The sequence below is a fragment of the Faecalibacterium taiwanense genome, assembly GCF_036632915.2.
Classification (GTDB): Bacteria; Bacillota; Clostridia; order Oscillospirales; family Ruminococcaceae; genus Faecalibacterium; species Faecalibacterium taiwanense.
On record NZ_CP155552.1, the window covers coordinates 1003992 to 1030793 of the forward strand.

20 protein-coding genes, 4 tRNA genes, 3 rRNA genes, 1 pseudogene and 1 other annotated feature are annotated in these 26802 nt (G+C 55.2%); of the genes and pseudogenes, 18 read left to right on the forward strand and 10 right to left on the reverse strand.

Going from position 1 to position 26802, the window contains the following annotated elements; genetic code table 11:
- The first annotated feature begins 54 nt into the window (after positions 1-54).
- Positions 55-969, forward strand: coding sequence for an Ice-structuring protein (locus PXT33_RS05015; protein WP_097773874.1), 915 nt, complete (start codon positions 55-57; stop codon positions 967-969).
- 51 nt (positions 970-1020) lie between these two features.
- On the opposite strand, the gene PXT33_RS05020 is transcribed toward PXT33_RS05015, so the two are convergent.
- The 5 genes from PXT33_RS05020 to PXT33_RS05040 all read right to left on the reverse strand — a co-directional run bounded on the left by PXT33_RS05020 (position 1021) and on the right by PXT33_RS05040 (position 5675).
- Positions 1021-2022: a glycosyltransferase family 2 protein gene (locus tag PXT33_RS05020; RefSeq protein WP_005945443.1), complete on the reverse strand. Its 1002-nt coding sequence runs from the start codon at positions 2020-2022 to the stop codon at positions 1021-1023.
- A gap of 103 nt (positions 2023-2125) precedes the next feature.
- Positions 2126-2683, reverse strand: a complete 558-nt coding sequence (locus tag PXT33_RS05025) for a DUF4358 domain-containing protein (protein ID WP_154261153.1) — start codon at positions 2681-2683, stop codon at positions 2126-2128.
- A gap of 151 nt (positions 2684-2834) precedes the next feature.
- Positions 2835-3275, reverse strand: coding sequence for an Lrp/AsnC family transcriptional regulator (locus PXT33_RS05030; protein WP_005945452.1), 441 nt, complete (start codon positions 3273-3275; stop codon positions 2835-2837).
- A gap of 532 nt (positions 3276-3807) precedes the next feature.
- Complete coding sequence (gene hflX, locus PXT33_RS05035; RefSeq protein WP_005945458.1) at positions 3808-5073, reverse strand: GTPase HflX; 1266 nt, start codon at positions 5071-5073, stop codon at positions 3808-3810.
- Positions 5070-5675 carry a GNAT family N-acetyltransferase gene (locus PXT33_RS05040; RefSeq protein ID WP_332376023.1) on the reverse strand — a complete coding sequence of 202 codons (606 nt, stop codon included), beginning with the start codon at positions 5673-5675 and terminating at the stop codon, positions 5070-5072. Before PXT33_RS05040 ends, hflX begins: the two co-directional genes overlap by 4 nt.
- 151 nt (positions 5676-5826) lie before the next feature.
- Here PXT33_RS05040 and PXT33_RS05045 point away from each other — a divergent pair, with 151 nt between their 5' ends.
- From PXT33_RS05045 to PXT33_RS05110, 14 genes are all read left to right on the forward strand, one after another.
- Complete coding sequence (locus PXT33_RS05045) at positions 5827-7614, forward strand: bifunctional homocysteine S-methyltransferase/methylenetetrahydrofolate reductase (protein ID WP_332376024.1); 1788 nt, start codon at positions 5827-5829, stop codon at positions 7612-7614.
- Positions 7615-7804: 190 nt separating this feature from the next.
- Positions 7805-8026, forward strand: a binding site (T-box leader).
- A gap of 59 nt (positions 8027-8085) precedes the next feature.
- On the forward strand, positions 8086-10791 hold the full coding sequence (locus PXT33_RS05050; protein ID WP_332376025.1) for a valine--tRNA ligase: 2706 nt from the start codon (positions 8086-8088) through the stop codon (positions 10789-10791).
- A gap of 1 nt (position 10792) precedes the next feature.
- The gene (locus PXT33_RS05055) at positions 10793-11305 is read left to right on the forward strand and encodes a VanZ family protein (RefSeq protein ID WP_101956512.1); all 513 of its coding nucleotides are present in this window, start codon (positions 10793-10795) and stop codon (positions 11303-11305) included.
- Between the two features lie 3 nt (positions 11306-11308).
- Positions 11309-12574, forward strand: a complete 1266-nt coding sequence (locus tag PXT33_RS05060; protein WP_097773871.1) for a folylpolyglutamate synthase — start codon at positions 11309-11311, stop codon at positions 12572-12574.
- A 96-nt stretch (positions 12575-12670) separates the two neighbouring features.
- Positions 12671-12988 (forward strand): STAS domain-containing protein, encoded by a 318-nt coding sequence (locus tag PXT33_RS05065; RefSeq protein ID WP_097773870.1) that lies wholly within the window; start codon positions 12671-12673, stop codon positions 12986-12988.
- A gap of 3 nt (positions 12989-12991) precedes the next feature.
- Entirely contained in the window at positions 12992-13426 is a 435-nt protein-coding gene (gene spoIIAB, locus PXT33_RS05070) for an anti-sigma F factor (protein ID WP_005945484.1), read from the forward strand.
- Positions 13427-13453: 27 nt separating this feature from the next.
- Positions 13454-14125 (forward strand): sigma-70 family RNA polymerase sigma factor, encoded by a 672-nt coding sequence (locus PXT33_RS05075; protein ID WP_097776626.1) that lies wholly within the window; start codon positions 13454-13456, stop codon positions 14123-14125.
- Positions 14126-14564: 439 nt separating this feature from the next.
- A 16S ribosomal RNA gene (locus tag PXT33_RS05080) occupies positions 14565-16075 on the forward strand.
- A gap of 121 nt (positions 16076-16196) precedes the next feature.
- A tRNA-Ala gene (locus tag PXT33_RS05085) sits at positions 16197-16272 on the forward strand.
- Positions 16273-16275: 3 nt separating this feature from the next.
- Positions 16276-16352 (forward strand) — tRNA-Ile (locus PXT33_RS05090).
- 207 nt (positions 16353-16559) lie between these two features.
- A 23S ribosomal RNA gene (locus PXT33_RS05095) occupies positions 16560-19394 on the forward strand.
- Between the two features lie 128 nt (positions 19395-19522).
- A 5S ribosomal RNA gene (gene rrf, locus PXT33_RS05100) occupies positions 19523-19639 on the forward strand.
- The 16S, 23S and 5S rRNA genes sit together here with 4 tRNA genes alongside, the layout of an rRNA operon.
- Before the next feature lie 7 nt (positions 19640-19646).
- Positions 19647-19718 (forward strand) — tRNA-Glu (locus PXT33_RS05105).
- 5 nt (positions 19719-19723) lie between these two features.
- Positions 19724-19799 (forward strand) — tRNA-Lys (locus PXT33_RS05110).
- A 162-nt stretch (positions 19800-19961) separates the two neighbouring features.
- Here PXT33_RS05110 and xerC read toward each other — a convergent pair.
- The 5 genes and pseudogenes from xerC to PXT33_RS05135 all read right to left on the reverse strand — a co-directional run bounded on the left by xerC (position 19962) and on the right by PXT33_RS05135 (position 23396).
- Complete coding sequence (xerC, locus tag PXT33_RS05115; protein WP_332376026.1) at positions 19962-21350, reverse strand: tyrosine-type recombinase/integrase; 1389 nt, start codon at positions 21348-21350, stop codon at positions 19962-19964.
- A gap of 16 nt (positions 21351-21366) precedes the next feature.
- Entirely contained in the window at positions 21367-21681 is a 315-nt protein-coding gene (locus PXT33_RS05120; RefSeq protein ID WP_332376027.1) for a helix-turn-helix domain-containing protein, read from the reverse strand.
- A gap of 353 nt (positions 21682-22034) precedes the next feature.
- A pseudogene (locus tag PXT33_RS05125) lies at positions 22035-22570 on the reverse strand (VapE domain-containing protein).
- Positions 22509-22748 (reverse strand): hypothetical protein, encoded by a 240-nt coding sequence (locus tag PXT33_RS05130; protein ID WP_347070495.1) that lies wholly within the window; start codon positions 22746-22748, stop codon positions 22509-22511. The pseudogene PXT33_RS05125 and the gene PXT33_RS05130 overlap by 62 nt, the downstream one beginning before the upstream one ends.
- 255 nt (positions 22749-23003) lie before the next feature.
- Complete coding sequence (locus PXT33_RS05135; protein ID WP_332376028.1) at positions 23004-23396, reverse strand: hypothetical protein; 393 nt, start codon at positions 23394-23396, stop codon at positions 23004-23006.
- A gap of 663 nt (positions 23397-24059) precedes the next feature.
- Between PXT33_RS05135 and PXT33_RS05140 the strand changes: the two genes are divergently transcribed.
- The 3 genes from PXT33_RS05140 to PXT33_RS05150 all read left to right on the forward strand — a co-directional run bounded on the left by PXT33_RS05140 (position 24060) and on the right by PXT33_RS05150 (position 26788).
- Positions 24060-24758 carry a GtrA family protein gene (locus PXT33_RS05140; protein WP_333490523.1) on the forward strand — a complete coding sequence of 233 codons (699 nt, stop codon included), beginning with the start codon at positions 24060-24062 and terminating at the stop codon, positions 24756-24758.
- Positions 24759-25199: 441 nt separating this feature from the next.
- Complete coding sequence (locus PXT33_RS05145) at positions 25200-25886, forward strand: transaldolase family protein (protein ID WP_270195137.1); 687 nt, start codon at positions 25200-25202, stop codon at positions 25884-25886.
- 44 nt (positions 25887-25930) lie between these two features.
- The gene (locus tag PXT33_RS05150; protein ID WP_332376029.1) at positions 25931-26788 is read left to right on the forward strand and encodes an NAD(P)-dependent oxidoreductase; all 858 of its coding nucleotides are present in this window, start codon (positions 25931-25933) and stop codon (positions 26786-26788) included.
- Positions 26789-26802: the final 14 nt, after the last annotated feature.

Consider the following 26802-nt stretch of genomic DNA (forward strand, 5'->3'; position numbering starts at 1 on the left):
TATGTGGTATACTGGACACTGTAGCATTTGAGAACCCTGGGAGATAAAACAACTATGAAACATTATATTACCCCTGAAGAACATGCCCGGATGCAGCGCCGCCGCGGGCGGCAGGCACTGGGCCTTCTGGTTGCCATTCTGGTGATCGTGGGCTTTGTTACCGTGCTGCGGGCCGGTGTGGGCGCGGTGGCGAACCTGTTCGATGATACCGCCCAAAAGCAGGAATATGAAGATAAGCTGGAAGGGCTTGTGCTGTTTGACCCCATGCCATTTGACGGCATTGAGAACATCGACGACCTGACTCTGCGCGAAGCTGCGGTGTGGGGCTGCATCTATAATATTCAGGAAACGCAGGGCGGTTTTGACAACTACAATACCGACCCCGACACCGAACAGCTGCTGCTGCCCTCGCTGGATGTGGATGCCTACCTTGCAAAGCTGCTTGGCCCCGGCTTCAAGCTGACCCACCGCAGCTTTGAGATGGAGGATATGACCATCGAGTTTGACGATGCCACCCAGTGCTATAAGATCCCGGTCACCGGCACGGTGGGCTACTACCGCGCTGTAGTCACCAAGCTGTTCAAGCGCAGCGGCAAGCTGCATGTGACCGTGGGCTATATCCCCACCACCAGCACGGACGACAGCATCATCAATGTTTCTTCGGATACGCCCACCAAGTACATGGATTATCTGTTCGAGCGCCAGAGCGGCAGCTGGTATCTCACCGGCCTGACCGAGAGCGAGACCAAGGCCGAGAGCACGGAAAGCACACCGGCCGCGAATGTGCCGGAACCCATGGCAGAAAGCGATGTGCAGGATGCCATTCTTGCAGCAGCCGGTTCAGATTCTGCTTCGGCTGAGGCAGACAGCACCGCTGCAGACGAGGGCGTGGATACACAGGCGGAGGAACAGTCCGCCGACAGCACCGAGGCACAGGCGGACGAAAGCACAGCCAGCCCGGCGGCATAATACAAAACAAAAATACCGGATACAAGGCAGATGCTTCGTATCCGGTATTTTTTATTTGAGGTCAAATTTTACGATCACCAGCCGGTACCACAGGTACGGCACCATGTTCCAGATCATCCACAGCTCCATCAGGATGTAGTTGGGCAGATCCTTCAGGCGGAAAGGCCGCTTGCCCAGCCTGCCGCTTTTCAGCAGGGCAAAGGCTTCGTGCATCCCCTTGTCCCATGCCTCGCCAAAGCCCTGTTTGTGGAACTTGTAGCACTTGAGCAGGTAGCCCACGGCCAGCGGGATGAAGTTTAAAATCAGCATCAGCAGCGGTTCGTTCTTGAGGGGCAGCAGGATGCTGTTGCGGCCGCTCTGCTGGCTTTTGAAGGCGTTGTACTTCACCGCGCCGGTGCTGGCACCGCAGATGTGGTAGCACTTGGCGGTGGGGCAGAGCAGGTTTTTATAGCCTGCATTGTTGGCGCGCCAGCTCAGGTCCACATCCTCAAAGTAGGCAAAGAAGTTCTCGTCAAAATTGCCGATCTCGTCCAGAATGCTCTTGCGGTAGAGCGCCGCACCGCCGCAGGCCGAGAAGATGCGCTTTTGCCGGGTATAGCGGCTGGCGCGGCGGCCATCGCCGGTCTTGCAGGCAAAGCCCATCCATGTGACATAATCGCCGGCATCGTCGGCCAGCTCCCGGTCAAAGTGTCGGATCATCAGGCTCTGCACTGCAAAGATTTTCGGGTCGGTCTCAGCGGTGCGGATCAGCTCTTCCAGCCACTGGGGTTCGGCAAAGGCATCGTTGTTGAACAGCACCACATATTCACTGTCCGCCAGCGCAATGCCCTGATTCACTGCATGGGAAAAGCCGGTATTGGTGCCGTTTTCGATGAGGGTGAAATTTTCGCGGCTGCAATAGCTGCGGGCCTGCTCCAGACTTTCGTCGGTGGAACCGTTGTCCACCACAATGAGACGGAAGTTCTGTTCGGTCTGGGCATAGACCGACTCGATAGAATCCTTCAGCCAGCCCTTGCCGTTGATATTCGGGATCACGATAGTCGCTTTATACATAAATACTCCTGTATTTCAGTGCAAGTTCACGGGAACAGTATAGCATATCTGCACACAAAAAGAAACCGCATCCCGGCAGGATGCGGCTTCGGCAGGGCAAAAATTATGCGGCAAGGGCTTTCTCGATGTTGGAAAGAATGGTGTCGTGATCCTCGGCGCACACCAGAACCACCTCACCGGTGGGAGCTACGGTGACGGTGGCCGCCTTGGCGACCAGATACTGATCCTCAAGGTAGTGCTCCATGGACTGCTGCTCACTCTGCACATAGGCTTCCAGTGCGGCTTTCACGGCATCGGTCTTGCCCTCGGCTGGCTTTACGATGGCAACGGCGTAGCTGCGCACCATCATGGAGGAAACAGAGGCGGCAAAGCTCTCGTAGCTGCCGTCCTCAAGGCCCAGCAGGGGGAACACGATGTCTTTCAGCTCGTCATTCAGCTGGTCGGCCTCATACTCGGCGCTGTAGCCGTCGATGGCGGTGAATTTGCCGTCCTCACCTTTGGTAAAGATCATATCGTATTCGTTGTCCTCGTCGGTGCGGGCATCGTGGATGATCTGGGAGTAGTCCTTCGGGGCGGAAGAGTCGGCCTTGCTGCCGGCAGAGCAGCCCACCAGAGCAAGCAGGCACAGACCGGCAAGCAGGGAAGCAATGATACGTTTCATAAATGAAGTCCTTTCGTGTGTGAAAATCTTCGTGTGAAAGCGGGCGCAGCGGTTTTGAAGCTATTGTGTGCTGTTTTACGCCTGCTATCCATAATACGAAAGAACGCCCCGGCAGAATTGCACCGCAAACGTAACTATTTTATGAACAGCGTTACAGCATAAGGGCATCCAGCTCGCCGTGGTTCACCGGCGTGGAAAGGATGATCTGGGTGCTGGTGGTGCCCAGCTTCTGGAACTGCAGGATCAGGTGTTCCAGCTGGGGCATGCTGCCGCAGCTCACCTTGACAAGGAAGGTGTATGCACCCGTGACGTGGTAGCACTGCAGCACTTCCTTGCTGCTTTGCAGCAGCTCCAGAAAGGCATCCTGCTTGGAAGGTGCTACCGAAAGGCTGATGAGGGCATCCACATACATCCGGTCAGCGGGGCGGTTCAGGGTGACGGTGTAGCCGCTGATGATGCCATCCGTTTCCAGCTTGTGAATGCGGCTGGAAACAGCAGGACTGGTCAGCGATACCTGCTCGGCGATCTCCTTGACCGGCATCCGTGCGTTCTTTGCCAGCAGGGAGAGAATCTTACGATCCAGATCATCCATGGGGAATACTCCTTTTTGAAAATATGTTGGATTGTATAAAATTTTTTGAAAGTAAAGTTTTATTGTTGGTGCAAACATACAAAAGCCAAAAAATTTTGCTTTTGCTTTGCTTTGCGTTAATTATATAAAGTTTTATCGAAAAAGTAAAGACTTAATTTAAAGCAAAACCGGAAAATTTTGTTTGACAAGAAAACAAAAAGGGGTATAATACATCATGCAAGGCAGCGCAAAACAGAAAGCGCCTGCCGCTTTGAATTTGAGATTCACCACTTTATATACTTTCCCACCCCTCTATACACAAAAGCCCGCTGCCAGGCGGGTTTTTGTGTTTGTTGGGGATTTTTTCTTTTTGAAAAAAGCAGTGGCAGACAATGTACTCGACCCATAGAGCAGCTGCTTTCGGCTGCGACCCCGCCCGTGAAAATGCAAGCCCGGAAAGTCCGCAGACTTTCCGGGCTTGTTCTATCTCAAAATATTATTCCGCTGATGATAGCCGGAGCACAGCGGAGGCGATTTAGATCGTGTACGCCTATCAGACCAGATACCCTTCAAAGCAGTGCAGGTCTTCCGTCTTGACGATGCCCTCCAGATACAGCCCGTCCTCCCGGTATTCCTCCACCTGCACGCTGCCGCGCTCCCGCATGGGGGCGGCAAGGCCCAGTTTATCGTAGGGCAGCAGCACCTTTAAGGTGTGCACCCGGTCGCTGAGCACCTCGTCCAGCTTTGCCAGCAGGGTGTCCAGACCGTAGCCGGTCTTGGCACTGGTGAGCAGGATGTCCGGGTCAAAGCTCATGGCACCCGGCTTATCGCACTTGTTGTAGACGGTCAGGCGGGGGATGTCCGCACAGTCCAGCCCGTCCAGAACCTCGTCCGTGACGGCCAGCTGCTCTTCCCGCTGCTCATCGCCTGCGTCTGCCACACGGATGATCACGTCCGACCATGCCGCTTCTTCCAGCGTGGACTTGAAGGCTTCCACCAGATTGTGGGGCAGGCGGGACACAAAGCCCACCGTGTCCACCAGCAGCACCGCCATGCCGCTGGGCAGTATCAGCTTGCGGCTGGTGGGGTCCAGTGTGGCGAACAGCATGTCCGCTTCGGCTACGCTGGGGCCGCACAGAGCATTCATCAGGCTGGATTTGCCCACGTTGGTATAGCCTACAAGGCTGACCACCGGCATCCCGGTCTTGGCACGGGCCTTGCGGCTCTCGCCCCGGCGCTTTTCCATTTCGGCCAGCTTTTCAGCCAGCGCATCGATGCGGGCATGCACATGGCGGCGGTCCAGTTCCAGCTTGGTCTCACCGGCACCGCGGCGGGCACCACCACCGCCGCCGCCACCGCCGCCCTGACGGCTGAGCGCTTCGCCCATGCCCTGCAGACGGGGCAGGCGGTAGCGCAGAAGGGCCAGTTCGGTCTGCAGCTTGCCCTCGTTGGTGACGGCGCGGCTGCGGAAAATTTCAAGGATCAGCATGGTGCGGTCGATCACTTCCAGTCCGCCCAGCGCATTGGAGATGTTGCGGATCTGGCTGCCGGTCAGTTCGCCGTCAAATACGGCGCATTCCGCGCCCAGCGTTTCGGCGGCAAGGGATGCTTCCTCCAGCTTGCCGCTACCCAGCACGATGCCGGTCTCCGGGGTCTGGCGCTTCTGGGTCACCTGTGCCACGGCTTCCATGTGGTTTGCTTCGCACAGGGCGGAAAGCTCTGCAAGGCTGCGCTCGCAGTCCCACAGGCCCTGATCCAGCGCCAGCAGAATGACCTTCGTCGGGGGTGTTTCTACCAAAATATCGTAAAGTTCGCTCAAAGTAAGTCCTTTCTGTTATATCGTTCTCTTGTCAGCAGATAGCTTCTGCACTCCACCGGTGTGCCGTCAAACTTGTGATCAACGGTGTCGTGGTGGTACACAAAACCGGCTTTTTCCATCACCCGGCCGCTGGCAGGGTTCTCTTTTGCGTGGCAGCAGGTGAGCCAGCCGCCGTCTGTATTCTCAAACCAGTAGTTTACTGCTGCTTTTAAAGCTTCGGTTGCAAAACCATGGTTCCACCAGTGCTTCCCGATGCAGTAGCCTGCTTCCCAGATGCCGTCTGTGCAGTCCTGTTGCGGCCAGAGCGCTTTCTGTGCCGGGTCACCGAGCAGAGCATTGAAGATGCTGATGCTGCCAAACACCTGCCCGGAAGCCTTTTCCACAATGGCCCACTGGTAGTAGTCCGGGTTCGGGTAAAGGGTGGCCCATGCCGCCAGCAGACCTACGGTCTCCAGCGCGTTTTTGTGCGGCTCCCACCGCAGAAAGCGGGTCACTTCCGGGTCGGATGCCCAGTTCGTATACATCTGCTCGGCATCCTCGGGCAGAAGCTGGCGCAGGAAAAGCCGGTCGGTCTCAAGCGTTTGCGTTCCGGCATGGCGCATGGCACACACCTCCCCACTTTATAAAGTATGCATAGGATAGCACAAATTTTGCGTTCCTGCAAGCGCCGCCGTGAAAAAACGCTTGACCGGACGGCATTTGTGCATTAAACTGAAAGCCAAGCGTTTTTGTAGGAAAAAGGAGAACTCCCTCATGAAGGATGTGCGTGAAATTTTAAAAAAGCGCCCGCTGCTGTTCGATGGCGGCATGGGTACATATTATAAGGCAAAGCCCGGGCAGGAATGTGAGCAGGCAAACCTGCTGGACCCGGATGGCATTTTGACCGTGCACCGCGCGTATCTGGAAGCGGGTGCCGATGCGATCAAGACCAACACCTTCGGCCTGCCGCGCATGGCAGCAGCGCAGAACCCCATGTGGGAGGCCATGGCGGACGAAGGCTGGAAACTGGCTGCACAGGCCGCTGCAAAGACCAGCGCTGCCGTGTTTGCCGATCTTGGCCCGGCCCCGGACACCGAGGCACTCCCGGCGGCACAGATCTATACGGCCCTTGCCGAGCGGTTTGTCGCATTGGGTGCAAAGAACTTTTTGTTTGAGACGCTGAGCAGCGATGCCGGTGTGGCCGAAGCCGCGCGGCAGATCAAAGAAGCAGTGCCGGATGCCTTTGTGCTGGTGTCCTTTGCAGTGCTGCCGGACGGCTACACCCGCGAGGGCCGTCACTGCGCAGAGCTTGTGCGCAGCATGACTGCCTGCGGTGCAGTGGATGCTGTGGGCCTGAACTGCGTTTCTGCTCCCGGTGCCATGCGTGCGCTGGTGCAGCAGCTTGGCGAGACAAAGCTGCCGCTTGCAGTGATGCCCAACGCGGGCTACCCGGTGGTCACACGCACCCGGGTGCAGTATCAGGGCAGGCCGGAATATTTTGCACGGGAGCTGGCCCGCCTTGCTGCCGAGGGTGTGCGCATTCTGGGCGGCTGCTGCGGCACTACGCCTGCCCACATTGCGGCCCTGCGTGCGGCACTGGATGCCTTGCCGGAAACACTGCCTGCAGCCCCGGCAGTAGCAGTCTCCACTGCCGCAAAGCCGGAGGTGGAAAAAGACGATGCCTTCCTGCGCAAGCTGAACGCGGGCAAAAAGGTGATCGCCATTGAGCTGGACAGCCCCAAGGATGCCGACCTGACCGGCTATCTGGACGGTGCACGCCGCCTGCAGGCTGCTGGTGCAGACCTTTTGACCATTGCGGACTGTCCCATTGCCCGGGCACGGATGGATTCTTCGCTGGTGGCCTGCCGGGTGCACCGGGAGCTGGGGCTGAACGTGCTGCCCCACATGACCTGCCGCGACCGCAATCTGAACGCCACCAAGGCCCTGCTGCTGGGCCTGTACGCCGAGGGCGTGCGGGAGGTGCTGGCCATCACCGGCGACCCCATCCCCACCGCGGAGCGGGACGAGGTGAAAAACGTGTACCAGTTCAACTCCCGCAAGCTGGCGCAGTACATCGTCTCGCTGGCAGGGGAGGGCCGGGAGATGCCCTCGCCCCTCACCGTGTTCGGTGCGCTGAACCTGAACGCCCGCAACTTTGATGTGGAGCTGCGCCGCGCACAGGAAAAGCTGCAAAATGGCATGAGCGGCTTCCTTACCCAGCCGGTGCTCTCCGCACAGGCGGTGGTGAACCTGAAAAAGACCCGCGAAACGCTGGGCGAAAAGGCGAAAATTCTGGCCGGCATCATGCCGGTGGTGAGCCAGCGCAACGCCATCTTTATGGAGAACGAGGTCAACGGCATCCATGTGGATGCGGAGATCATTGAGCGTTTTGCCGGGCTGGACCGTGCGCAGGGCGAAGAGCTGGGGTTGGAAGTCTCGGTGAAGGCCGCGCAGGCTGCAGCGCCCTATGCAGACGGCTTTTACCTGATGACCCCCTTCAACCGCATCGCCCTGATGGAGCGGCTCATTGCAAGGCTGAAGGATGAAGGGATCGCGGATTGAAAATGGCCGATGCGTTTGCTCTGGCCATTGATAGCGGAAAAAATATTTTTTATATTTGCGTTTGTCGTGGCCTGCGGGCCACTCCAAACGCGTTTTCACGAATAAGGCCCAAACCGTAAGATGCAGTGGGATAAATTCTTTTGAAGAAAAAGTAATTGACAAATCGCACAAAAAACGCTATATTCTTTTTATAAATGCGTTGAAGAAGAGTGTGCACTGCATTTGCCGTTCAGAGAGCCGGAGAATGCTGCGAATCCGGTACGGTCGGGCGGTGTGCTGTCACTTTGGAGCAGGAGTGGTGAGCTGAAGAGCAAGCCGCTCTCGGAGCTGTCCCACGTTACCGGGGCATCAAGGGGCGCAGGATGCTCTGCGCAATTTGGGTGGTACCGCGGTTATTACAGCCGTCCCATGGAACGTTCCGTGGGACGGCTTTTTTCGTCCCACTTCATCATTTTTTACTGGGAGGACCCTATGAAAGAACTTGCAAAACAGTACGATCCCAGCCAGGTGGAAGACCGCATCTACCAGTTCTGGCTGGACGGCGGCTACTTCCACACGAAGGCAGACCCCGACAAGAAACCCTACACCATCGTCATGCCGCCCCCGAACGTCACCGGTCAGCTGCACATGGGCCATGCGGTGGATAACACCATGCAGGACATCCTCATCCGCACCAAGCGGATGCAGGGCTATGCTGCCCTGTGGGTGCCCGGTACCGACCATGCATCCATCGCTACCGAAGCCAAGGTGGTGGAGGCCATGCGTGCCGAGGGCCTGACCAAGGAGATGGTGGGCCGCGATGGTTTTCTGGACCGTGCATGGGCATGGAAGACCAAGTACGGCAACCGCATCGTCAGCCAGCTGAAGAAGCTGGGCAGCAGCTGCGACTGGGATCGTGAGCGCTTTACTATGGACGAGGGCTGCTCCGAGGCTGTCAAAGAAGTGTTCGTGCGCCTGTACGACAAGGGCCTGATCTACCGCGGCAACCGCATGGTCAACTGGTGCCCCCACTGCAACACCTCCATTTCTGATGCCGAGGTGGAGTACGAGGAGAAGGACGGCAGCTTCTGGCACCTGCTGTACCCGGTCAAGGAGACCGGCGAGATGCTGGAGCTGGCTACTACCCGTCCCGAGACCATGCTGGGCGATACCGCTGTTGCCATCAACGGCGATGACCCCCGCTATGCCCATCTGCACGGCTGCCATGTGGTGCTGCCCCTGCTGAACAAGGAGATCCCCATTGTGTGCGACGAGCACGCCGACATGACCAAGGGCACCGGTGTGGTCAAGATCACCCCCGCCCACGACCCCAACGACTTTGAAGTGGGTCTGCGCCACGGCCTGCCCATCGTGCGTGTGTTCACCTACGACGGCCACATGACCGGTGCTGCCGACAAGGCTGCTGCCGATGCCCTGTTCGCCGCCGGCAAGAACGCCATCAATGAGCCGGAGGTGCTGGACTGCGGCAAGTACGCCGGCATGACCACCCTCGAGGCCCGCAAGGCCATTCTGGCCGATCTGGAAGCAGGCGGCTTCCTGAAGGAGATCGAGCCCCTCAAGCACGAGGTGGGCACCTGCTACCGCTGCCACTCCACCATCGAGCCGATGGTGTCCAAGCAGTGGTTCGTCAAGATGGAGCCGCTGGCAAAGCCCGCCATCGAAAGCGTGGAAAAGGGCGAGATCAAGTTCGTGCCCGAGCGCTTCACCAAGAACTATATGAACTGGATGAAGAACACCCGCGACTGGTGCATCAGCCGTCAGCTGTGGTGGGGCCATCAGATCCCGGCATGGTACTGCGACGACTGCGGCGAGACCGTGGTGGCAAAGTCCGCTCCCTGCGCCTGCCCCAAGTGCGGCAGCGCAAAGCTGACCCAGGACCCCGATACGCTGGATACCTGGTTCTCCTCCGCTCTGTGGCCCTTCAGCACGCTGGGCTGGCCCAATGAAGAGAGCGAAGACCTCAAGTATTTCTACCCCACCAACACCCTCGTTACCGGCTACGACATCATCGGCTTCTGGGTCAGCCGCATGATCTTCTCCGGTCTGGCCTACACCGGCAAGGCACCCTTCAGCACTGTCTGCATCCACGGTATCGTGCGCGACAGTCAGGGCCGCAAGATGTCCAAGAGTCTGGGCAACGGCATCGACCCGCTGGAAGTCATTGCCCAGTACGGTGCAGATGCCCTGCGCTTTATGCTGGTGGATGGCTCCACCCCGGGCAACGACATGCGTTATATCGAAAAGAAGGTGGAGGCTGCCCGCAACTTTGCCAATAAGCTGTGGAATGCTACCCGCTTTGTGCTGATGAACCTGCCCGAGGACTTTACCCCGGGTCTGCCCAGTGAGGACAAGCTGGACATGAGCGACAAGTGGGTGCTCACCAAGCTGAATCAGGTGGCCGGTGCCATGACCGACAACCTCGACCACTACGAGATGGGTCTGGCCGCCGCCAAGATCAACAGCTTTATCTGGGATGTCTACTGTGACTGGTTCATCGAGATTGCAAAGCCCCGCCTGAACTCCGGCGATGCCGAGCAGGCCGACACCGCCCGCCGTGTGCTGGTGTATGTGCTGGACAAGGCCCTCAAGCTGCTGCATCCCTTCATGCCCTTCATCACCGAGGAGCTGTATCAGGCTCTGCCCGGCTCTGCCGAGACCATCATGACCCAGAGCTGGCCCACCTTTGACGAAGCTCACAACTGGGCCGACGAAGAGGAAGCTTTTGAAAAGGTCATGGACTACATCAAGGCCGTGCGTACCATGCGCACCGAGATGAATGTCCACCCCGCCAAAAAGACCAGCATGATCATCGAGACCGCCGACGCAGCACCCTTCCAGAAGGCACAGGTCTATCTGGCAAAGTTCGCCTTTGCCACCGACGTGACCTTTACCGAGAAGTACGAGGGCAGCACCGACGGCATGGCGCAGGTGTCCACCCACGCCGCCCGCGGCTTCATCCCCATGATGGAGCTGATCGACCGCGACAAGGAACTGGCCCGCCTGAACAAGGAAAAGGCCAAGGCCGAAAAGGAAATGGCCATGTTCGCGAACCAGCTGAACAACCCCAAGTTCGTGGAGCGCGCCCCGGCGGCACTGGTGGAGGATATCCGCAATAAGTACGCCAAGAGCCAGGATAAGCTGGCCAACATCGAGCAGAGCATCAAGGCTCTGGGCTGATTTGAGCGGGGAATATAACAGCAGCGCACAGCGCACTTCGCCGTGGGTGACCGCAGGGCGGGTGATCTTTACCCTTGCTCTCATCGGCTGCATCGCGTTCATCTTTTCCAATTCCATGAAGATCGCCTCGGTGTCTACTGTGTCCAGCAGCCGGGTGCTCACTCTGCTGCAGGCGGCTCTGCGCCGTCTGGGCCATCCGGCCCTTGCCCAGCGCCTGACCGACCACATCGTGCGCAAGCTGGCACACTTCTGCGAGTATATGCTGGAGGGCTTTCTGCTCATGCTGTGTATGCGGGTGTATACCCGGCAGTATATCTGGCACATCAGCGTGCCCATGCTGGGCGGCGTGCTCACTGCGCTGACCGATGAGACCATCCAGATCTTTTCGCCCGGACGCAGCAGTCAGGTCACCGATGTGTGGCTGGATTCAGCCGGTGTTCTGGCGGGCATCCTTACGGCGCTGGTGCTCATGGCGCTGTGCAGATTGTTGTTCAACCATCGTAATAAGGAGTAACCAATGACCATCGAACAGGCAAATCAGTATTTTGCCGCCCTGCCGGACGGTTTTGCCTCCACCGAACAGCTGCGCGCCGCGTTCACCGCGCCGGTGCAGAAGGTGCAGTTCGTGGGCGTGGCAGGCACGGCAGGCAAGACCGTGACGGCCCGCCTGCTGGCGGCCATCCTGCACGCACAGGGGATCCATGCCGGCCTGTACCATGCCGGGTGCCGCCCGCTGTCGGAGCGCATCTGCATCGATGATGCCCCGGTGGACGAGGGCCTGCTGGCTCTGACTGCGGATACCCTTTCCGCAGCCGAAGCCCTGCCGCAGGATGCAGCGGAGCTGGCCGCTGCGGCCAACTGCTTTGGCGCAGCGGGCTGCACGCTGGCCGTGGTGGAACTGCCGGATGCGGGCCTTGCGGAAGCACTGCCCGGCATGCCGGTGTGCGCCGTCACGTCGGTCGGCCCGGACGGTGTGAGCCGCTCGGTGGAGCGCCTTGCGGCTTTGGCAGCAGGTGTCATGCGCAAGGAAAGCATCTGCGTCACCGCGCCGGAGCAGCCCAAGTCTGTGCTCAGCGAGCTGATCGTGGCCGCAGGCAAGTGCGGCTGTGAGCTGGTGGTGCCGGACCCGGAGGATATCACCTTTCTGGAGGCAGAAAAGTTTGCCAGCAAGGTGGACTACGGCGGATATACCGTGCCGCTGGCTTTTCTGGGCCGTCATGCGGCGGGCAGCGCTGCCATGGCTGTGGAGCTTTCGCTGGCGCTGTGCCGCAAGGGCTTTGATATTACCGACGATGCCATTCTGGAAGGTCTGGCTGCGGTGGAGAACCGCAGCAGCATCCGGGTCATCTCGCAGCGCCCACTCATCATTCTGGATGCCTGCCGCACCCCGCAGCAGGCAGCGGCCTTGCTGCGTGTGCTCAACATGGCCAAGGTGCGCCATATGAGCGCCATCATCGGTCTGGCAGAGGAGGAGGGAGCCGAAGCGTTCTTCTCCGCACTGGAGACCGGCCTGACCCCTGAAGAGCAGAAAAAGGATAAGTCCACCATGCCCGGCATGAGTGAGAACCCCTTTGATAAGGTGTATCTTGTCACCCCGGCAGGCGGCGATGACGAGATGACGGCCCGTTTGACCGAAAAGGCAAAGTATCATTTTGATGCCGAGATGTGCACCAGCATTGCCGAAGCTGTGGAGTTGGCTCATGCCAACACCCGCCGCGGCCTGCTGGTCTGCGGCGGTGAAGCTGCCGCGCTGGAAGCGGCCGAACTGCTGGTGAACAGCTGAGCCGACACGCTTCCCTAAAAAATAAACGAAAGATCCCGTACACTGAAACCATGTGTACGGGATCTTTTTATTTTTGGCAAAGGAGATGGACAAACCATGGCAACGGTAAGCTTCAGCCCGGCGGGCGATGTGCTTTATGCCTACCTTGCGGGCGAGATCGATCACGATGCGGCGCAAAGCCTGCGCATCCAGCTGGATGATGCACTGGTCAGCCGTGCCCCGCAGACCATGATCCTGGATTTTGGCGGGGTCGGATTTATGGATTCATCCGGTGTAGGGCTGATCCTGGGGCGGCAGCGCATTGCCCGCACACTGGGCACGGCACTGCGGGTGCAGCACACACCGTCCCAGCTGGCAAAGGTGCTGCAGCTGGCGCGCATCCCCTGCACGGATGCAGGACAGAAGGAGGAATAAACCATGAAAGCGGAAAACACAACAAAGATCCAGTTCGATTCCCTCAGTGTGAACGAAAGCTACGCCCGGGGCGCAGCGGCGGCCTTTCTTGCCCGGTACGACCCCACCGTGCCGCAGCTGGCCGATATCAAAACGGCAGTGTCTGAGGCGGTGACCAACTGCATCGTCCATGCCTACCCGGACCACATCGGGCCGGTGGCCATGAGCATTGCAGTCTATCCCGGGCGGGAGGTGCACATCACGGTGGCAGATAAGGGCATCGGCATCCCGGATATCCCGCAGGCCATGGAACCGCTGTTTACCACCGGAAACCCGGAGGAACGCTCCGGGCTGGGCTTTGCGGTGATGCAGAGCTTTATGGATAAGGTCAAGGTCATCTCAAAGCCCGGCAAGGGTACAAAGGTGCTGCTCATCAAGCGTCTGGCCCAGAGAGAATGATACATAACAGGAAAGGCAGGCAGGAGCATGGTATCGGATAAGACCCGGCGGGACGCATTCATTGAGCAGAATCTGGGGCTGGTGCACGCCTGCGCCGGGCGCTTCCGCGGGCGGGGCATAGAGTACGATGACCTGTACAGTGCCGGATGCATGGGACTTGTAAAAGCCTGCGATAATTTTGATGAGAGCCGCGGCGTATGCTTTTCTACCTATGCAGTGCCGGTAATTTTAGGCGAGATCAAAAAGCTGTTCCGGGACAGCGGCACAGTCAAGGTGAGCCGCTCCTTAAAAGAATTGGGGATGCGCGTACAGGCGGCACGGGAGCATCACATGAAAGTGTGCGGTACGGAGCCGACCCTTTCTCAGCTGGCGGAAGAATTGAATGAACCTACAGAGAACATCACACTTGCCATTCAGGCGGCACAGCCCGCCATGAGCCTGACCCCGGAAAATGAAGAAGAGGACCGGCAGATGGATATTCCAGTAGAATCCCCGGAAGAAGCATTGGCAGAACGCATCAGTCTGGAAGAGGTGCTTCACGCTTTGCCGGAACAGGACAGGCAATTGATCCGCCTGCGGTTTTATGGCAACAAGACCCAGAGTGAAACTGCAAAGGTGCTGCATACCACACAGGTGCAGATCTCCCGGCGGGAACGCAAGATACTGGTGCAGCTGCGCCGCCGACTTTTAGAAGATTAGATGTCATACTTTCCAGATTAAAAGGAAAAAACTGGGCAAAAAGCCAAAAGCCGGATTTTTGCGAAAAATATGAAGAAAATGCTTGCTTTTTGCAAAAGGCTGTGCTAAAATATATTACTGTCAGGCGGACATCCGACAGAATGAAACACTTCAGAAGGAACGTCCTAACGTGAAGAATCGATGAGCTTCGACAAGAAACTCAAAAATAATTCAAAAAAGTGCTTGACAACTTATCACGAAAGTGATAAAATAAATAAGCTTTCAGCCGCAAGGCTGAGGCGCACAGGACCTTGAAAATTGAACAATATCGAAAAACTTGTAAGGAACCTTTTAAGTGTTTGGAAAAACACTAAAAACAATTCCAAAAGTAATTCACACAGGACGCAAGCGATTGCGTGCTGAGCGAACAAGATTTAACACTTTTAAGTGATAAATATCATTTATAAAGAGTTTGATCCTGGCTCAGGACGAACGCTGGCGGCGCGCCTAACACATGCAAGTCGAACGAGCGAGAGAGAGCTTGCTTTCTCGAGCGAGTGGCGAACGGGTGAGTAACGCGTGAGGAACCTGCCTCAAAGAGGGGGACAACAGTTGGAAACGACTGCTAATACCGCATAAGCCCACGGTGCCGCATGGCACAGAGGGAAAAGGAGTAATCCGCTTTGAGATGGCCTCGCGTCCGATTAGCTAGTTGGTGAGGTAACGGCCCACCAAGGCGACGATCGGTAGCCGGACTGAGAGGTTGAACGGCCACATTGGGACTGAGACACGGCCCAGACTCCTACGGGAGGCAGCAGTGGGGAATATTGCACAATGGGGGAAACCCTGATGCAGCGACGCCGCGTGGAGGAAGAAGGTCTTCGGATTGTAAACTCCTGTTGTTGGGGAAGATAATGACGGTACCCAACAAGGAAGTGACGGCTAACTACGTGCCAGCAGCCGCGGTAAAACGTAGGTCACAAGCGTTGTCCGGAATTACTGGGTGTAAAGGGAGCGCAGGCGGGAAGACAAGTTGGAAGTGAAATCTATGGGCTCAACCCATAAACTGCTTTCAAAACTGTTTTTCTTGAGTAGTGCAGAGGTAGGCGGAATTCCCGGTGTAGCGGTGGAATGCATAGATATCGGGAGGAACACCAGTGGCGAAGGCGGCCTACTGGGCACCAACTGACGCTGAGGCTCGAAAGTGTGGGTAGCAAACAGGATTAGATACCCTGGTAGTCCACACCGTAAACGATGATTACTAGGTGTTGGAGGATTGACCCCTTCAGTGCCGCAGTTAACACAATAAGTAATCCACCTGGGGAGTACGACCGCAAGGTTGAAACTCAAAGGAATTGACGGGGGCCCGCACAAGCAGTGGAGTATGTGGTTTAATTCGACGCAACGCGAAGAACCTTACCAAGTCTTGACATCCCTTGACAGGCATAGAAATATGTTTTCTCTTCGGAGCAAGGAGACAGGTGGTGCATGGTTGTCGTCAGCTCGTGTCGTGAGATGTTGGGTTAAGTCCCGCAACGAGCGCAACCCTTATGGTCAGTTACTACGCAAGAGGACTCTGGCCAGACTGCCGTTGACAAAACGGAGGAAGGTGGGGATGACGTCAAATCATCATGCCCTTTATGACTTGGGCTACACACGTACTACAATGGCGTTAAACAAAGAGAAGCAAGACCGCGAGGTGGAGCAAAACTCAGAAACAACGTCCCAGTTCGGACTGCAGGCTGCAACTCGCCTGCACGAAGTCGGAATTGCTAGTAATCGTGGATCAGCATGCCACGGTGAATACGTTCCCGGGCCTTGTACACACCGCCCGTCACACCATGAGAGCCGGGGGGACCCGAAGTCGGTAGTCTAACCGCAAGGAGGACGCCGCCGAAGGTAAAACTGGTGATTGGGGTGAAGTCGTAACAAGGTAGCCGTAGGAGAACCTGCGGCTGGATCACCTCCTTTCTAAGGAGTCAGGCAAGGACAGGACATCAAAAGATGGACAGTCCTTGGACAGGTAACAAACAAGCAGAGTAGATATTGTTCGATTTTGAGGGCCCTGAAAAGGGAACTCAATTCCTAATGTGGGGGTTTAGCTCAGCTGGGAGAGCACCTGCTTTGCAAGCAGGGGGTCAAGGGTTCGATTCCCTTAATCTCCACCACATGGGCCAATAGCTCAGCTGGCTAGAGCACACGACTGATAATCGTGAGGTCGATGGTTCGAGTCCATTTTGGCCCACCATGTGATGTTTCTCAAAGTTCTGGGAGACCGGGCTTTGAAGAACATCACCAAGACGTACCTTGAAAACTGAATAATAACTGCGAAACAAAGATTATAGTAAGTTCTTTTTTAAGAAATATTACAATTTCAAAAGGAAGGGTAACAATAATCTTCGTTGGCAAGAGAGAATCAAGAGGATACCAAATGTTCTCAAGAGAACGTTTGAAAGGTCAAGCGAACAAGGGCGCAGGGCGAATGCCTTGGCACTGGGAGCCGATGAAAGACGTGATAAGCTGCGATAAGCTTCGGGGAGCTGCAAATAAGCATTGATCCGGAGATCTCTGAATGAGGAAACTCACCTGGGTTCATACTCAGGTACGTTATACTGAACTTCAAAATAGGTATATCGAGGGAACCGCCTGAACTGAAACATCTAAGTAGGGCGAGGAAGAGACATCAAACGAGATTCCGTAAGTAGTGGCGAGCGAACGCGGAAGAGGGCAAACCGAGAGTAGAAATACTTTCGGGGTACGGAGCGCATTTAGGACTTAAGTTGTTAACCGAACGGCATGGGAAGGCCGGTCAGAGAGTGTGAGAACCACGTAGGTGAAAACGACAAGAGCCGAGCGAATTCCAGAGTACGGCCAGACACGTGAAACCTGGTCGGAATACGGGGGGACCACCCTCCAACCCTAAATACTACCCAGTGACCGATAGCGTATAGTACTGTGAAGGAAAGGTGAAAAGCACCCCGGGAGGGGAGTGAAAAAGAACCTGAAACCCTGTGCCTACAAGCACCTAGAGCGCGTCAAAGCGTGATAGGGTACTTTTTGTAGAACGGTCCGGCGAGCGATTGTATGCAGCAAGGTTAAGGACTTAAGGTCTGGAGCCGAAGCGAAAGCGAGTTTGAAAAGGGCGTTAAGTTGCATATAATGGGCCCGAAACCGGGTGACCTACCCATGGTCAGGTTGAAGTGGAAGTAAAATTCCATGGAGGACCGAACCGACCTCCGTTGAAAAGGCGGCGGATGAACTGTGGGTAGCGGAGAAATTCCAATCGAACCCGGAGATAGCTGGTTCTCCCCGAAATAGTTTTAGGACTAGCCTCAAGTTAGATACCTGGAGGTAAAGCACTGAATAGCCTAGCGGCCGAGAGGTTAGCGAAGCTTATCAAACTCAGAATGCCAGAGTATTGATGCTTGGGAGTCAGACAGTGTCAGATAAATGTCATTGTCAAAAGGGAAACAGCCCAGATCTACAGCTAAGGTCCCAAAGTCAGGTTAAGTGGAAAACGATGTGAAGATACGTAGACAACCAGGATGTTGGCTCAGAAGCAGCCACTCATTCAAAGAGTGCGTAATAGCTCACTGGTCGAGCGTCTTTGCGCGGAGAATTTAACGGGGCTAAACCTGACACCGAAGCTTAGGCAGCATGTTTACATGCTGGGTAGGGGAGCGTTGTATACGCGGTGAAACAGTAGCGCAAGCGGCTGTGGAGTGTATAGAAGTGAGAATGCCGGAATGAGTAGCGCGAATGCAGTGAGAATCTGCATGGCCGAAAGCCTCAGGTTTCTGGAGGAAGGTTCGTCCGCTCCAGGTTAGTCGGGAGCTAAGGTGAGGCCTAACGGCGTAGCCGATGCACAGACGGTAGAGATTCCGTCACCACCAAAAGAGTTAAACACAGGGACACATATGAAGTCTCGGAGCCGGGTGTTGGTTCCGGTAGCGATCGAGGGAAGTTAGTACCGAAGTCCGAGATGGAAGATGGCGAGAAAAGCTGTGTGTATTTCTGCGGTGCCCGTACCGCAAACCGACACAGGTAGGTAGGAAGAAGATTCTAAGGCCAACGGGAGAAGGGTTGTTAAGGAACTCGGCAAATTGACCCCGTAACTTCGGGAGAAGGGGTGCTGCAGCAATGCAGCCGCAGAGAATCGGCCCAAGCAACTGTTTACCAAAAACACAGGTTTGTGCTAAATCGAAAGATGACGTATACGAGCTGACGCCTGCCCGGTGCTGGAAGGTTAAGAGGAGATGTGCAAGCATTGAATCGAAGCCCCAGTGAACGGCGGCCGTAACTATAACGGTCCTAAGGTAGCGAAATTCCTTGTCAGGTAAGTTCTGACCCGCATGAAAGGCGTAATGATTTGGGCACTGTCTCAACAGCCCGCCCGGCGAAATTGTAGTACCGGTGAAGATGCCGGTTACCCGCGACAAGACGGAAAGACCCCATGGAGCTTTACTGTAGCCTAATATTGGGTTTCGATGTTGCATGCACAGGATAGATGGGACACTGGGAAGCAGGTGCTTTGGCGCTTGTGGAGTGGCCGTTGGGATACCATCCTTGCGATATTGGAATTCTAACCTGCGCCTTTGAATCAAGGCGGGGGACATTGTTAGGTGGGCAGTTTGACTGGGGCGGTCGCCTCCTAAAGAGTAACGGAGGCGTTCAAAGGTTCGCTCAGCTTGAACGGAAATCAAGCAAAAGAGTGCAAACGCAGAAGCGAGCCTAACTGCGAGACTGACGGGTCGAGCAGTAACGAAAGTTGGAGTTAGTGATCCGGTGGTATGTGAGTGGAAATGCCATCGCTCAACGGATAAAAGTTACCCTGGGGATAACAGGCTGATCTCCCCCAAGAGTCCACATCGACGGGGAGGTTTGGCACCTCGATGTCGGCTCATCGCATCCTGGGGCTGTATTCGGTCCCAAGGGTTTGGCTGTTCGCCAATTAAAGCGGTACGCGAGCTGGGTTCAGAACGTCGTGAGACAGTTCGGTCCCTATCTGTCGTGGGCGCAGGATATTTGATGGGAGCTGTTCCTAGTACGAGAGGACCGGAGCGGACGTACCTCTGGCGCACCAGTTGTTCTGCCAAGAGCATAGCTGGGCAACTATGTACGGATCGGATAAACGCTGAAAGCATCTAAGCGTGAAGCCGACCCAAAGATAAGATATCCCATTGTTTCAAACAAGTAAGACCCCTTGAAGACTACAAGGTTGATAGGCACGATGTGTAAGTGGAGTGATCCATTCAGCAAGCGTGTACTAATAGGTCGAGGGCTTGACCACAATTCGCTTGAGACTCTTAAGAGTCAACGAAAAAATGTAAGCAGTGATTATTCAGTTTTGAAGGCACGTCCTTCTAAGAAACACTGGACAAAGTACGACAAACATGTTATACTGGTTCAGTCAGATCGGTCGGTGTCGATGACGGTGAGGTTCCACCTGTTCCCATTCCGAACACAGAAGTTAAGCTCACTTGTGCCGAAGATAGTTCGCTGGAAACGGCGCGTGAAAATAGGTAGTCGCCGACTTTTATATGGCCCGTTGGTCAAGCGGTTAAGACAGAGGCCTCTCACGCCTTTAACATCGGTTCGATTCCGGTACGGGTCATATTTGCACCTCTAGCTCAGTTGGTAGAGCAACTGACTCTTAATCAGTGGGCCCAGGGTTCGAGTCCCTGGAGGTGCACCAATAAAAGAGCGTTGAATCGTAAGATTTGACGCTCTTTTTCGTTATGTAACCCCGAAAAATCGGGGTCTGCACGGTCAATGCACGGTTTTTGCACGGTCGGCTTTTTCGTGGGAATCCTCTGCATGGGCTGGAATTGCTTTGAAATGCGTGGTAAATTTTGCATCAGGTCAGCAGTGCCAGACGGAGCTGTGCCTTTACTTCAGGGTCGGCGTTCTTCAGAAGTTCCAGCAGAGCGGTCATAGAGATGGTCGGTTCGCCTGCGGCATTTACAGCCTGCGGGCTGGGGTTTTCCTGTTTGGCATAGAACCCTTCCTCAAACTTTTTCCCAAGTTCTACACGAGAGGACTGCTGGATATGAGCGTAGGTGTTTACCAGCATATCTGCCGTAGCGTGTCCTGTGGTGCCCTGAACGGCCTTCACATCGCCGCCGGAGATCATCAGCTGATAGGTTGCACTGGAATGGCGCAGACCGTGGAACACGATACGTGGGAACTCCGGGTGTGCATCCTGCCATTTGAGGAACTTTTTACGGATGAGCACCGGCTCTACCGCCAGACCGTTGGGCAGGCGGAACAGCATCCCACTGTCATGGTAACGTTCCGGGTCTTTCGATTCGTCTGCCGCTAACTGATTCAGCCACTTCTTCAATTCCTCTTTAAGAGCAGAGGTCATGAAGATGGTGCGGCAGGAGGATGCGGTCTTGGTGCTTTTCAGGATGAGGGAAGTGGTACTGCGCTCCAGCTTGTCCGGGAATACCTTGATGATGCAGCCATCATCTACTTGATTCAGGGCTTCTTTTCGCACCCGCTGCATGGACTTGTTGATACGGAACGTTCCGATGCCATCTGCGGCATCAAAATCGAGATCTTCCGGGGTCAGACCTGCGATCTCGCCCTCTCGCAGTGCGCCCACCAATGTGAGGTGGACTGCCAGATGCAGGATAGGATCCTCCATGCTGTCCAGAGCCGCTCGCATTTCCTCTACCGTCCAGATGGTACGCTCCTGTGTGGACTTCTTGGGGCTGTCCACGGGAACAGGGCTTTTGACAAGGATGCCCCATTCTACAGCGTACTGGAATGCGGTGCCCAGCAGCCGATGAACCTCGTGGATGGTGGTGCCGGAAAGGAACCGCTGCTTCTGCTTTTCGGTCAGTTCCTGCTTCTTTCCCTCGATATACGAACCGCAGGGCGTTTTGCTCAGGGTCGTGTAGAGGTTCTCCATGTGGTAGGGCTTGAGCTTCTGCATCTCCATGCTGCCGATATAGGGGATGATCAGATTCTGGATGGTGGAAAGGTTGGATTCGTAGGTCTTGGGTGCCCACTTGTGCTTGCTGCACTGCTTGGGCAGCCAATCCATCAGGAACTCTGCCACCGTCACCGAGGACGGAATCAGAAAAGTGCCGGCCGCCAGCTCATGCTCGATCTGCTTTTTTCGGTTCGTTGCCTCCTCTTTGGTGGGAAAGCTCTCCCATTTGTCGCAGCTCTTGCCGTGCTCGTCTTCGTAGGTGTAGCGGACGCTGTAAGAGTTGCCACGCTTCGTAATATATGCCATACTGTTTGCCTCCTTATCAAGCTGCCCGGTTGAGCCACGCATCGAAGCTGTCTTTCGGGATGCGGATGCTTCCGCCTACCCGCAGGACACGGAATTCGGTGGTGCTGTTGCACAGGTTGTAAGCAGAGCGCAGGCTGATGGCCAGCATTCGTGCGATCTCTTCCACCGTGTACACCAGCTTCGTGGTTTTCGGGCTGTCAGTCGGAGACTTGACGGCATTGGTTTGAGTGACCACCTCCATTGTAGTCGTGGTCGAGTCCATTTGCAAGGACTCATTCGTATAATCTTTATATTTCACATCTTCGGTCATGTCAGGCCGATTCATATTCATAGGCAGACCTCCAATTCCTTGTAACCGAACGCCTGTAACCGGGCAGGAAAATTCTCTTTTTCTGCACACAGAGCATCCGGTGAGCTTTATACTTTTTCTTATCTTTTTAAGGTTACATGGTTACAGAAAGAGGAAAACGCAGAAGTCATGCGGATTTTTCGGTGTAACTGCGGCGTAACCAAATCTGTAACCAGACGTGTAACCGCTGTCCATCAGAAGGGAAAGCCCAGTTGCTTGGCTTCCGCATCCGTTATTTCGGAGAAATTTTCAGCCCCGGTTTCGGGGCTGGTTACGCGCTCCCAGCCTTTCTGGACACCGTACTTCGGGTAACGCTTGGCGGTCTTGTGCGCCTGCTAGCCTTGGATATCGCCGCGCGAAATTCCTGTGTTCATAATCTCGCAGATAGCACGGGTCTCCCACTCTGCCGGGATGTTGGTGTTGCCCAGCGCCTCCGCATAGAGCTGCTTGGAACACACCCGGTCCCCTGTGTAGTCCTCCAGAAAAGCATAAATCATGCCAGCCTGTGCATCCTCCTGCATGAAGTCCTGCTGGTGGGCTTGCAGCGTTTCCTGCATGGCAGGGCTGAATGCCAGCTTATAATTTCCGCTGTTGTAGATGGTCATGGCTTCTGCCCAGAGCTGGTCGATATAGGCGCGGGATTCCTCCTCGTTGTCCAGAATGTGGACTTCGGCCAGTTCTGCATCCACCGGGACAGGAATGAAGCGGCGGTTGCCTGTGCGGTCACGGGGCAAAAATCCTGCCGGTTGGTCGTGCCGGCAAAAACGCACTGGCGCAGACGGTCGGCAGGATGGGTCTCGTAGGGGACTTTATAGGTTGGCTCGTTCCGGGTCGATGTGCTCACTGTTGGCAAGGTTGAAGCTGCGGTCATTGTGCTTGGGGTTATAGGTGCCGTGTTTTCCGGCTCGTCCATTGTGTCGTGTCAGCTTCAGATAAACATCTCTCCATTTCAACGTCTTGGTGGGGTGGGTGCGCAGCAGCTTTGCTGCTGAATCTGCCGCCTGCGGTGCGCCAGATAATACCCAGTAGGATATGACGCACAGCATCATATCACTGGGGCAAAGGACTACGTCCTCTGCACTCCTGCTCGGGCAAGCTGTCTCGAATGGACAGCTCGTCCGGTTTTTCAGAGGGTCATTTTGACCCTCTGATTCCGTTACGGGTAAAATCAAGTGCCGGGTGGCGGCACCTGATTTTCAACAGACCTTGCAGTGTTACGGAAAACGATGTGCTCATTTTGACCACTTGGTTTTCCGTAACAGGTTGATGAATTTCCGTTCCCGCATTCGGGAGGAGATTGAGTTTCATTTGGCAGATGCGTTACGCTTAACCAAGTGCTCATTTTGAGCACTTGCAGCATCCGTAACACGTTTTCGATAGTCTTTTTGCCGACAGGCATTGCTGCAATAACGGGCACCTGCGCGTTTGGGCGTGAATTTTTCGCCGCAGCACTGGCAGACTAAATCTTGACGGCGCATTTGGCGGTATTCCCGCTGCCGCCGATTGTTGGCCTGATTGCCGCACCAGTAGCTGTGACAGTATTTCTTGGTGTAGATGGTGGTGTAGAACACCCGACCGCAGCCGCCGCAGATAAGTTTGCGGATAGCGTATCCTCCGGTGGTAAAACCCGTTTCCTCATACGATTCTTTCAAATAATCCTGATTGTTCTGCTCCCATTCTTCGTTTGTCACATACATGGAGAGGACCCTCCTTTCACTGGCGTTACAGAAAAACAATGTGGTCAATTTGACCACATTGTTTTCTGGTAACTGAAGAATCAACGTTTAGCCGTTCTCTCTGCATGGATTTCCTGCCCCCTTCCGGCGGCGTTTTCCGGCTCTCCCTCGTGAGGGGTCATCGCCGGGTATCCCATGCAGACGGTCATGCGGTTGTCAAGGTTCGGTGCTGGATTTGGCAATAAAAAATCGCCACACAACAACCTGAACCTGACCATCCCTTCCGGGGTGGCCTTGGTTCGGGTTCGTTATGTAGCGATAAGAAAGTCAAAAACTTGCTCCGACTCCTTCGGGAGCCGGGCTGGAACTCTAAGTAAATATGTTATATTAAATTGTTGGGATAGATTACCACAAAAATCGAGCCGTGTCAACAAAAACTTTTGAGAATACGCCGATTTCGGCAGCTTGCAAGAAAACACAAGGGGAACTTTGGTAAAAAGAGAGCTTGACGGCTCGTTCTGTTTGCAATGGAATGCCAACCCGGAACTTTTGCGAGCAAAAAAACAACCGTCCGCTTCAAGTTGAGCTAGAAAACGGACGATCATTCTTGCAAAGCGATATTCAAATTTGGGAGGCGTTTTGAGAGGTTTCATAGTGCTAGCTTGCATTGTGCGGTATTGCCCTATGAATTTTTGGAATACCTTTGCGGCAAAGCACCCCGCCGCTGCCAAGTGGGTGCGTGAGGGCGGACTGCTTGTCATCGTGTCCAATCTCATCACCGTGTTCAAATATCTGCTGCTGCAGTTTCTGCCCAAGGCATTCGCAAGCCTGCCGGTGGTGGATTTCGGCTGGCCGGGCATTGACATCACCCTCTTCGGCGAGACCTTCAAGTGGAACATTCTGGGCTACGATGCCGCTCACGGAGGTCTGCCCTACTTCTGTGCTTACATGATCGCCATGGTCATCGGTGAGTGCATCAACTTCCCTATCCAGCGCAATTTCGTGTTCCGCAGCAAAGGCAACATTGCAAATCAGGTGGGCTGGTATCTGCTGGCGTTCTGCATCATTACCTGCATCGTCAACTCCATCAACTGCATCTGGGTGGCGGTGGCTGGGCTGCTGGTGCCAGACTTCATCTACAACATTGGCACCACCGTGCTCAACAGCGGCATCTCCATGGTCATCTTCTTCTTTGTGAATAAGGTCATCTTCCCGGAAGGCGAGCAGGCAAAACAAAGCTCGACAGGAGCACGGGTGGTTTTTCCGGTATTCGCCCGGCGCAAGGTGCACATGGGCTCTGAACAACCCGGAAAAGCGGCTGGGAGGAGAAAATCCAAAACAAGAGCGGATGGGCTTATCGGAAGAGCGGAGAAGGTGTTTTGATTCCTCCGCTTTTCCGGCTTTGCATAAAAATCGAGCTCTGTTTTAAGGGGCTGATTTTGGCGCTGCACCGGGACCGTTTGTCAAACTGCTTGCGGCAGAGCAGGTGCGGAAAACCACAAAGCAGGGAGGATTTTCCGCAGAAAAGGAGGAAAAAACCGCATGAGACGGATAGTTAGTATGGACTAATGTGCAATAAGCACAAAAGTAATCCGTAAACATTGGAAGATAATGTGGTTAAAGTTGATGTTAAGGTATTGACAATCTCCTTTGGACGGCGGTATAATGCAGGTACAACAATTGATTAACGCTATTAATCAATTGAAGGGATTTGACCGGACGAAAAATCAAGAACCAAAAAAGAAACGTACCGCTGATGAAAATAAAAAATCAATTGCGGGACGCAATTAATCAACACTTTTAATCAAAGAAGGAGAAACGACTATGAAGTACTTTCTGGACAGCGCAAAACTCGACGAGATCAAGCTTGCTTACAACACCTTCGGTATTGACGGCGTTACCACCAATCCCCGCCACATCATGCTGAGCGGCAAGCCTTTCCTGACTGCCATCACCGACATTGCCAACTGGATCAAAGAAGAGGGTCTGGAAGGCTACGATAAATTCCCGGTCTCTGTGGAGATCAACCCCCATCTGGATGACACCGAGGAGATGATCGCTGCTGCCAGAAAGGTTTCTGCCATCTGCAGCAACTTTGTCATCAAGATCCCCTGCACCGAGGCTGGCGTGGCTGCGGCCCGCCGTCTGGAGAAGGAAGGCATCCGCACCAATGTGACGCTGGTGTTCAGCCCGGCACAGGCCATCTGGCCCGCCAAGAATGGTTCTCTCTTCGTTTCTCCCTTCCTGGGCTGGAAGGAAGCCAACGGTGAGGACTGCAAGCAGTATATCAAGGACATCGTGGACATCTACAAGAACTACGGTTTCTACGGCAAGACGCAGATTATCTGCGCCGCCATCCGCACACCCAAGCAGATCGTGGACTGCGCTGTGGCAGGTGCCGACATCGTCACCACCGGACTGGCAGTCTATCAGGACGCGATCAAGCACGCTTACACCCGTCAGGGCATTGAGACCTTCATCAATGCGTGGGACAACACCGTGACAGAGTAAGTCCGGGACAAAGGAAATTGCGGAGAGCTAAAGGAGAAAAGGCTATGGAGATCGGTTTTATTGGTTTGGGCATCATGGGCGAGTCCATGTGCGAAAACATTGTCAAGAAGCATGACGACACAGTCTACTGCTTCGATTTCGTCCCCGCAAAGGTGGAGCTGCTGGCTTCCAAGGGAGCGGTGCCCTGCAAGGATTCCGTGGAGCTGGCAACCAAAGCCGATGTCATCATCTCCATGGTCCCCAAGTCCGAGCATTCCATGAGCGTCTACAAGACCATCCTTCCGGTGCTGTGTGCGGGCAAGACCTGCATCGATATGTCCACCATCGACCCCAGTGTTTCGGTAGAGATCAGCAAAATAGTCAAGGCCACAGGTGCTGCCTTTATGGATGCCCCGGTGGTCAAGAGCAAGCCCGCCGCCATTGCCGGCAAGCTGGGCATCTACATGGGCGGCGACGAAGCTACCTGTGAAGCTATGCGCCCCATCCTTGCTTACATGGGCGAGAACATCATCCGCATGGGCGGCAACGGCAAGGGGCTGGTGATGAAAATCTGCCACAATGCGCTGGTCACCCAGATCCAGAACGGTGTCAACGAGACGCTGTCTCTGGCACAGCTCAACGGCATCACGGTGGAGGATTATGCCACAGCCATCTCCTACGGCGGCGGGCAGAACTTCTATCTGGATGGTCAGTGGCAGAAGCTGCGGGATGAGGACTATACCACTGCTTTCTCTCTGGCAAATGCCGCCAAGGACGTGGGTATCTGCATGGAGCTTGCAAAGGAGTGCAGGCTGGAGATGCCCGGCGAGGCCAATGTGAAAAAGGTCTATGACAAGGGCATGGAGGCCGGCATGGGCGGCGACGACTGGCGCTCGACCTTCAAGCTGGTCCGCGGCCACTGAAAAGGGAGAACAGG

Excerpts from the sequence above, each read along its gene's own strand:
- PXT33_RS05015 (WP_097773874.1), top strand. The coding sequence starts at position 55 with ATGAAACATTATATTACCCCTGAAGAACATGCCCGGATGCAGCGCCGC.
- PXT33_RS05020 (WP_005945443.1), bottom strand. The coding sequence starts at position 2,022 with ATGTATAAAGCGACTATCGTGATCCCGAATATCAACGGCAAGGGCTGG.
- PXT33_RS05025 (WP_154261153.1), bottom strand. The coding sequence starts at position 2,683 with ATGAAACGTATCATTGCTTCCCTGCTTGCCGGTCTGTGCCTGCTTGCT.
- PXT33_RS05030 (WP_005945452.1), bottom strand. The coding sequence starts at position 3,275 with ATGGATGATCTGGATCGTAAGATTCTCTCCCTGCTGGCAAAGAACGCA.
- PXT33_RS05040 (WP_332376023.1), bottom strand. The coding sequence starts at position 5,675 with ATGCGCCATGCCGGAACGCAAACGCTTGAGACCGACCGGCTTTTCCTG.
- PXT33_RS05045 (WP_332376024.1), top strand. The coding sequence starts at position 5,827 with ATGAAGGATGTGCGTGAAATTTTAAAAAAGCGCCCGCTGCTGTTCGAT.
- PXT33_RS05050 (WP_332376025.1), top strand. The coding sequence starts at position 8,086 with ATGAAAGAACTTGCAAAACAGTACGATCCCAGCCAGGTGGAAGACCGC.
- PXT33_RS05060 (WP_097773871.1), top strand. The coding sequence starts at position 11,309 with ATGACCATCGAACAGGCAAATCAGTATTTTGCCGCCCTGCCGGACGGT.
- PXT33_RS05065 (WP_097773870.1), top strand. The coding sequence starts at position 12,671 with ATGGCAACGGTAAGCTTCAGCCCGGCGGGCGATGTGCTTTATGCCTAC.
- spoIIAB (WP_005945484.1), top strand. The coding sequence starts at position 12,992 with ATGAAAGCGGAAAACACAACAAAGATCCAGTTCGATTCCCTCAGTGTG.
- PXT33_RS05075 (WP_097776626.1), top strand. The coding sequence starts at position 13,454 with ATGGTATCGGATAAGACCCGGCGGGACGCATTCATTGAGCAGAATCTG.
- xerC (WP_332376026.1), bottom strand. The coding sequence starts at position 21,350 with ATGGCATATATTACGAAGCGTGGCAACTCTTACAGCGTCCGCTACACC.
- PXT33_RS05120 (WP_332376027.1), bottom strand. The coding sequence starts at position 21,681 with ATGAATATGAATCGGCCTGACATGACCGAAGATGTGAAATATAAAGAT.
- PXT33_RS05130 (WP_347070495.1), bottom strand. The coding sequence starts at position 22,748 with ATGATGCTGTGCGTCATATCCTACTGGGTATTATCTGGCGCACCGCAG.
- PXT33_RS05135 (WP_332376028.1), bottom strand. The coding sequence starts at position 23,396 with ATGTATGTGACAAACGAAGAATGGGAGCAGAACAATCAGGATTATTTG.
- PXT33_RS05140 (WP_333490523.1), top strand. The coding sequence starts at position 24,060 with ATGAATTTTTGGAATACCTTTGCGGCAAAGCACCCCGCCGCTGCCAAG.
- PXT33_RS05145 (WP_270195137.1), top strand. The coding sequence starts at position 25,200 with ATGAAGTACTTTCTGGACAGCGCAAAACTCGACGAGATCAAGCTTGCT.
- PXT33_RS05150 (WP_332376029.1), top strand. The coding sequence starts at position 25,931 with ATGGAGATCGGTTTTATTGGTTTGGGCATCATGGGCGAGTCCATGTGC.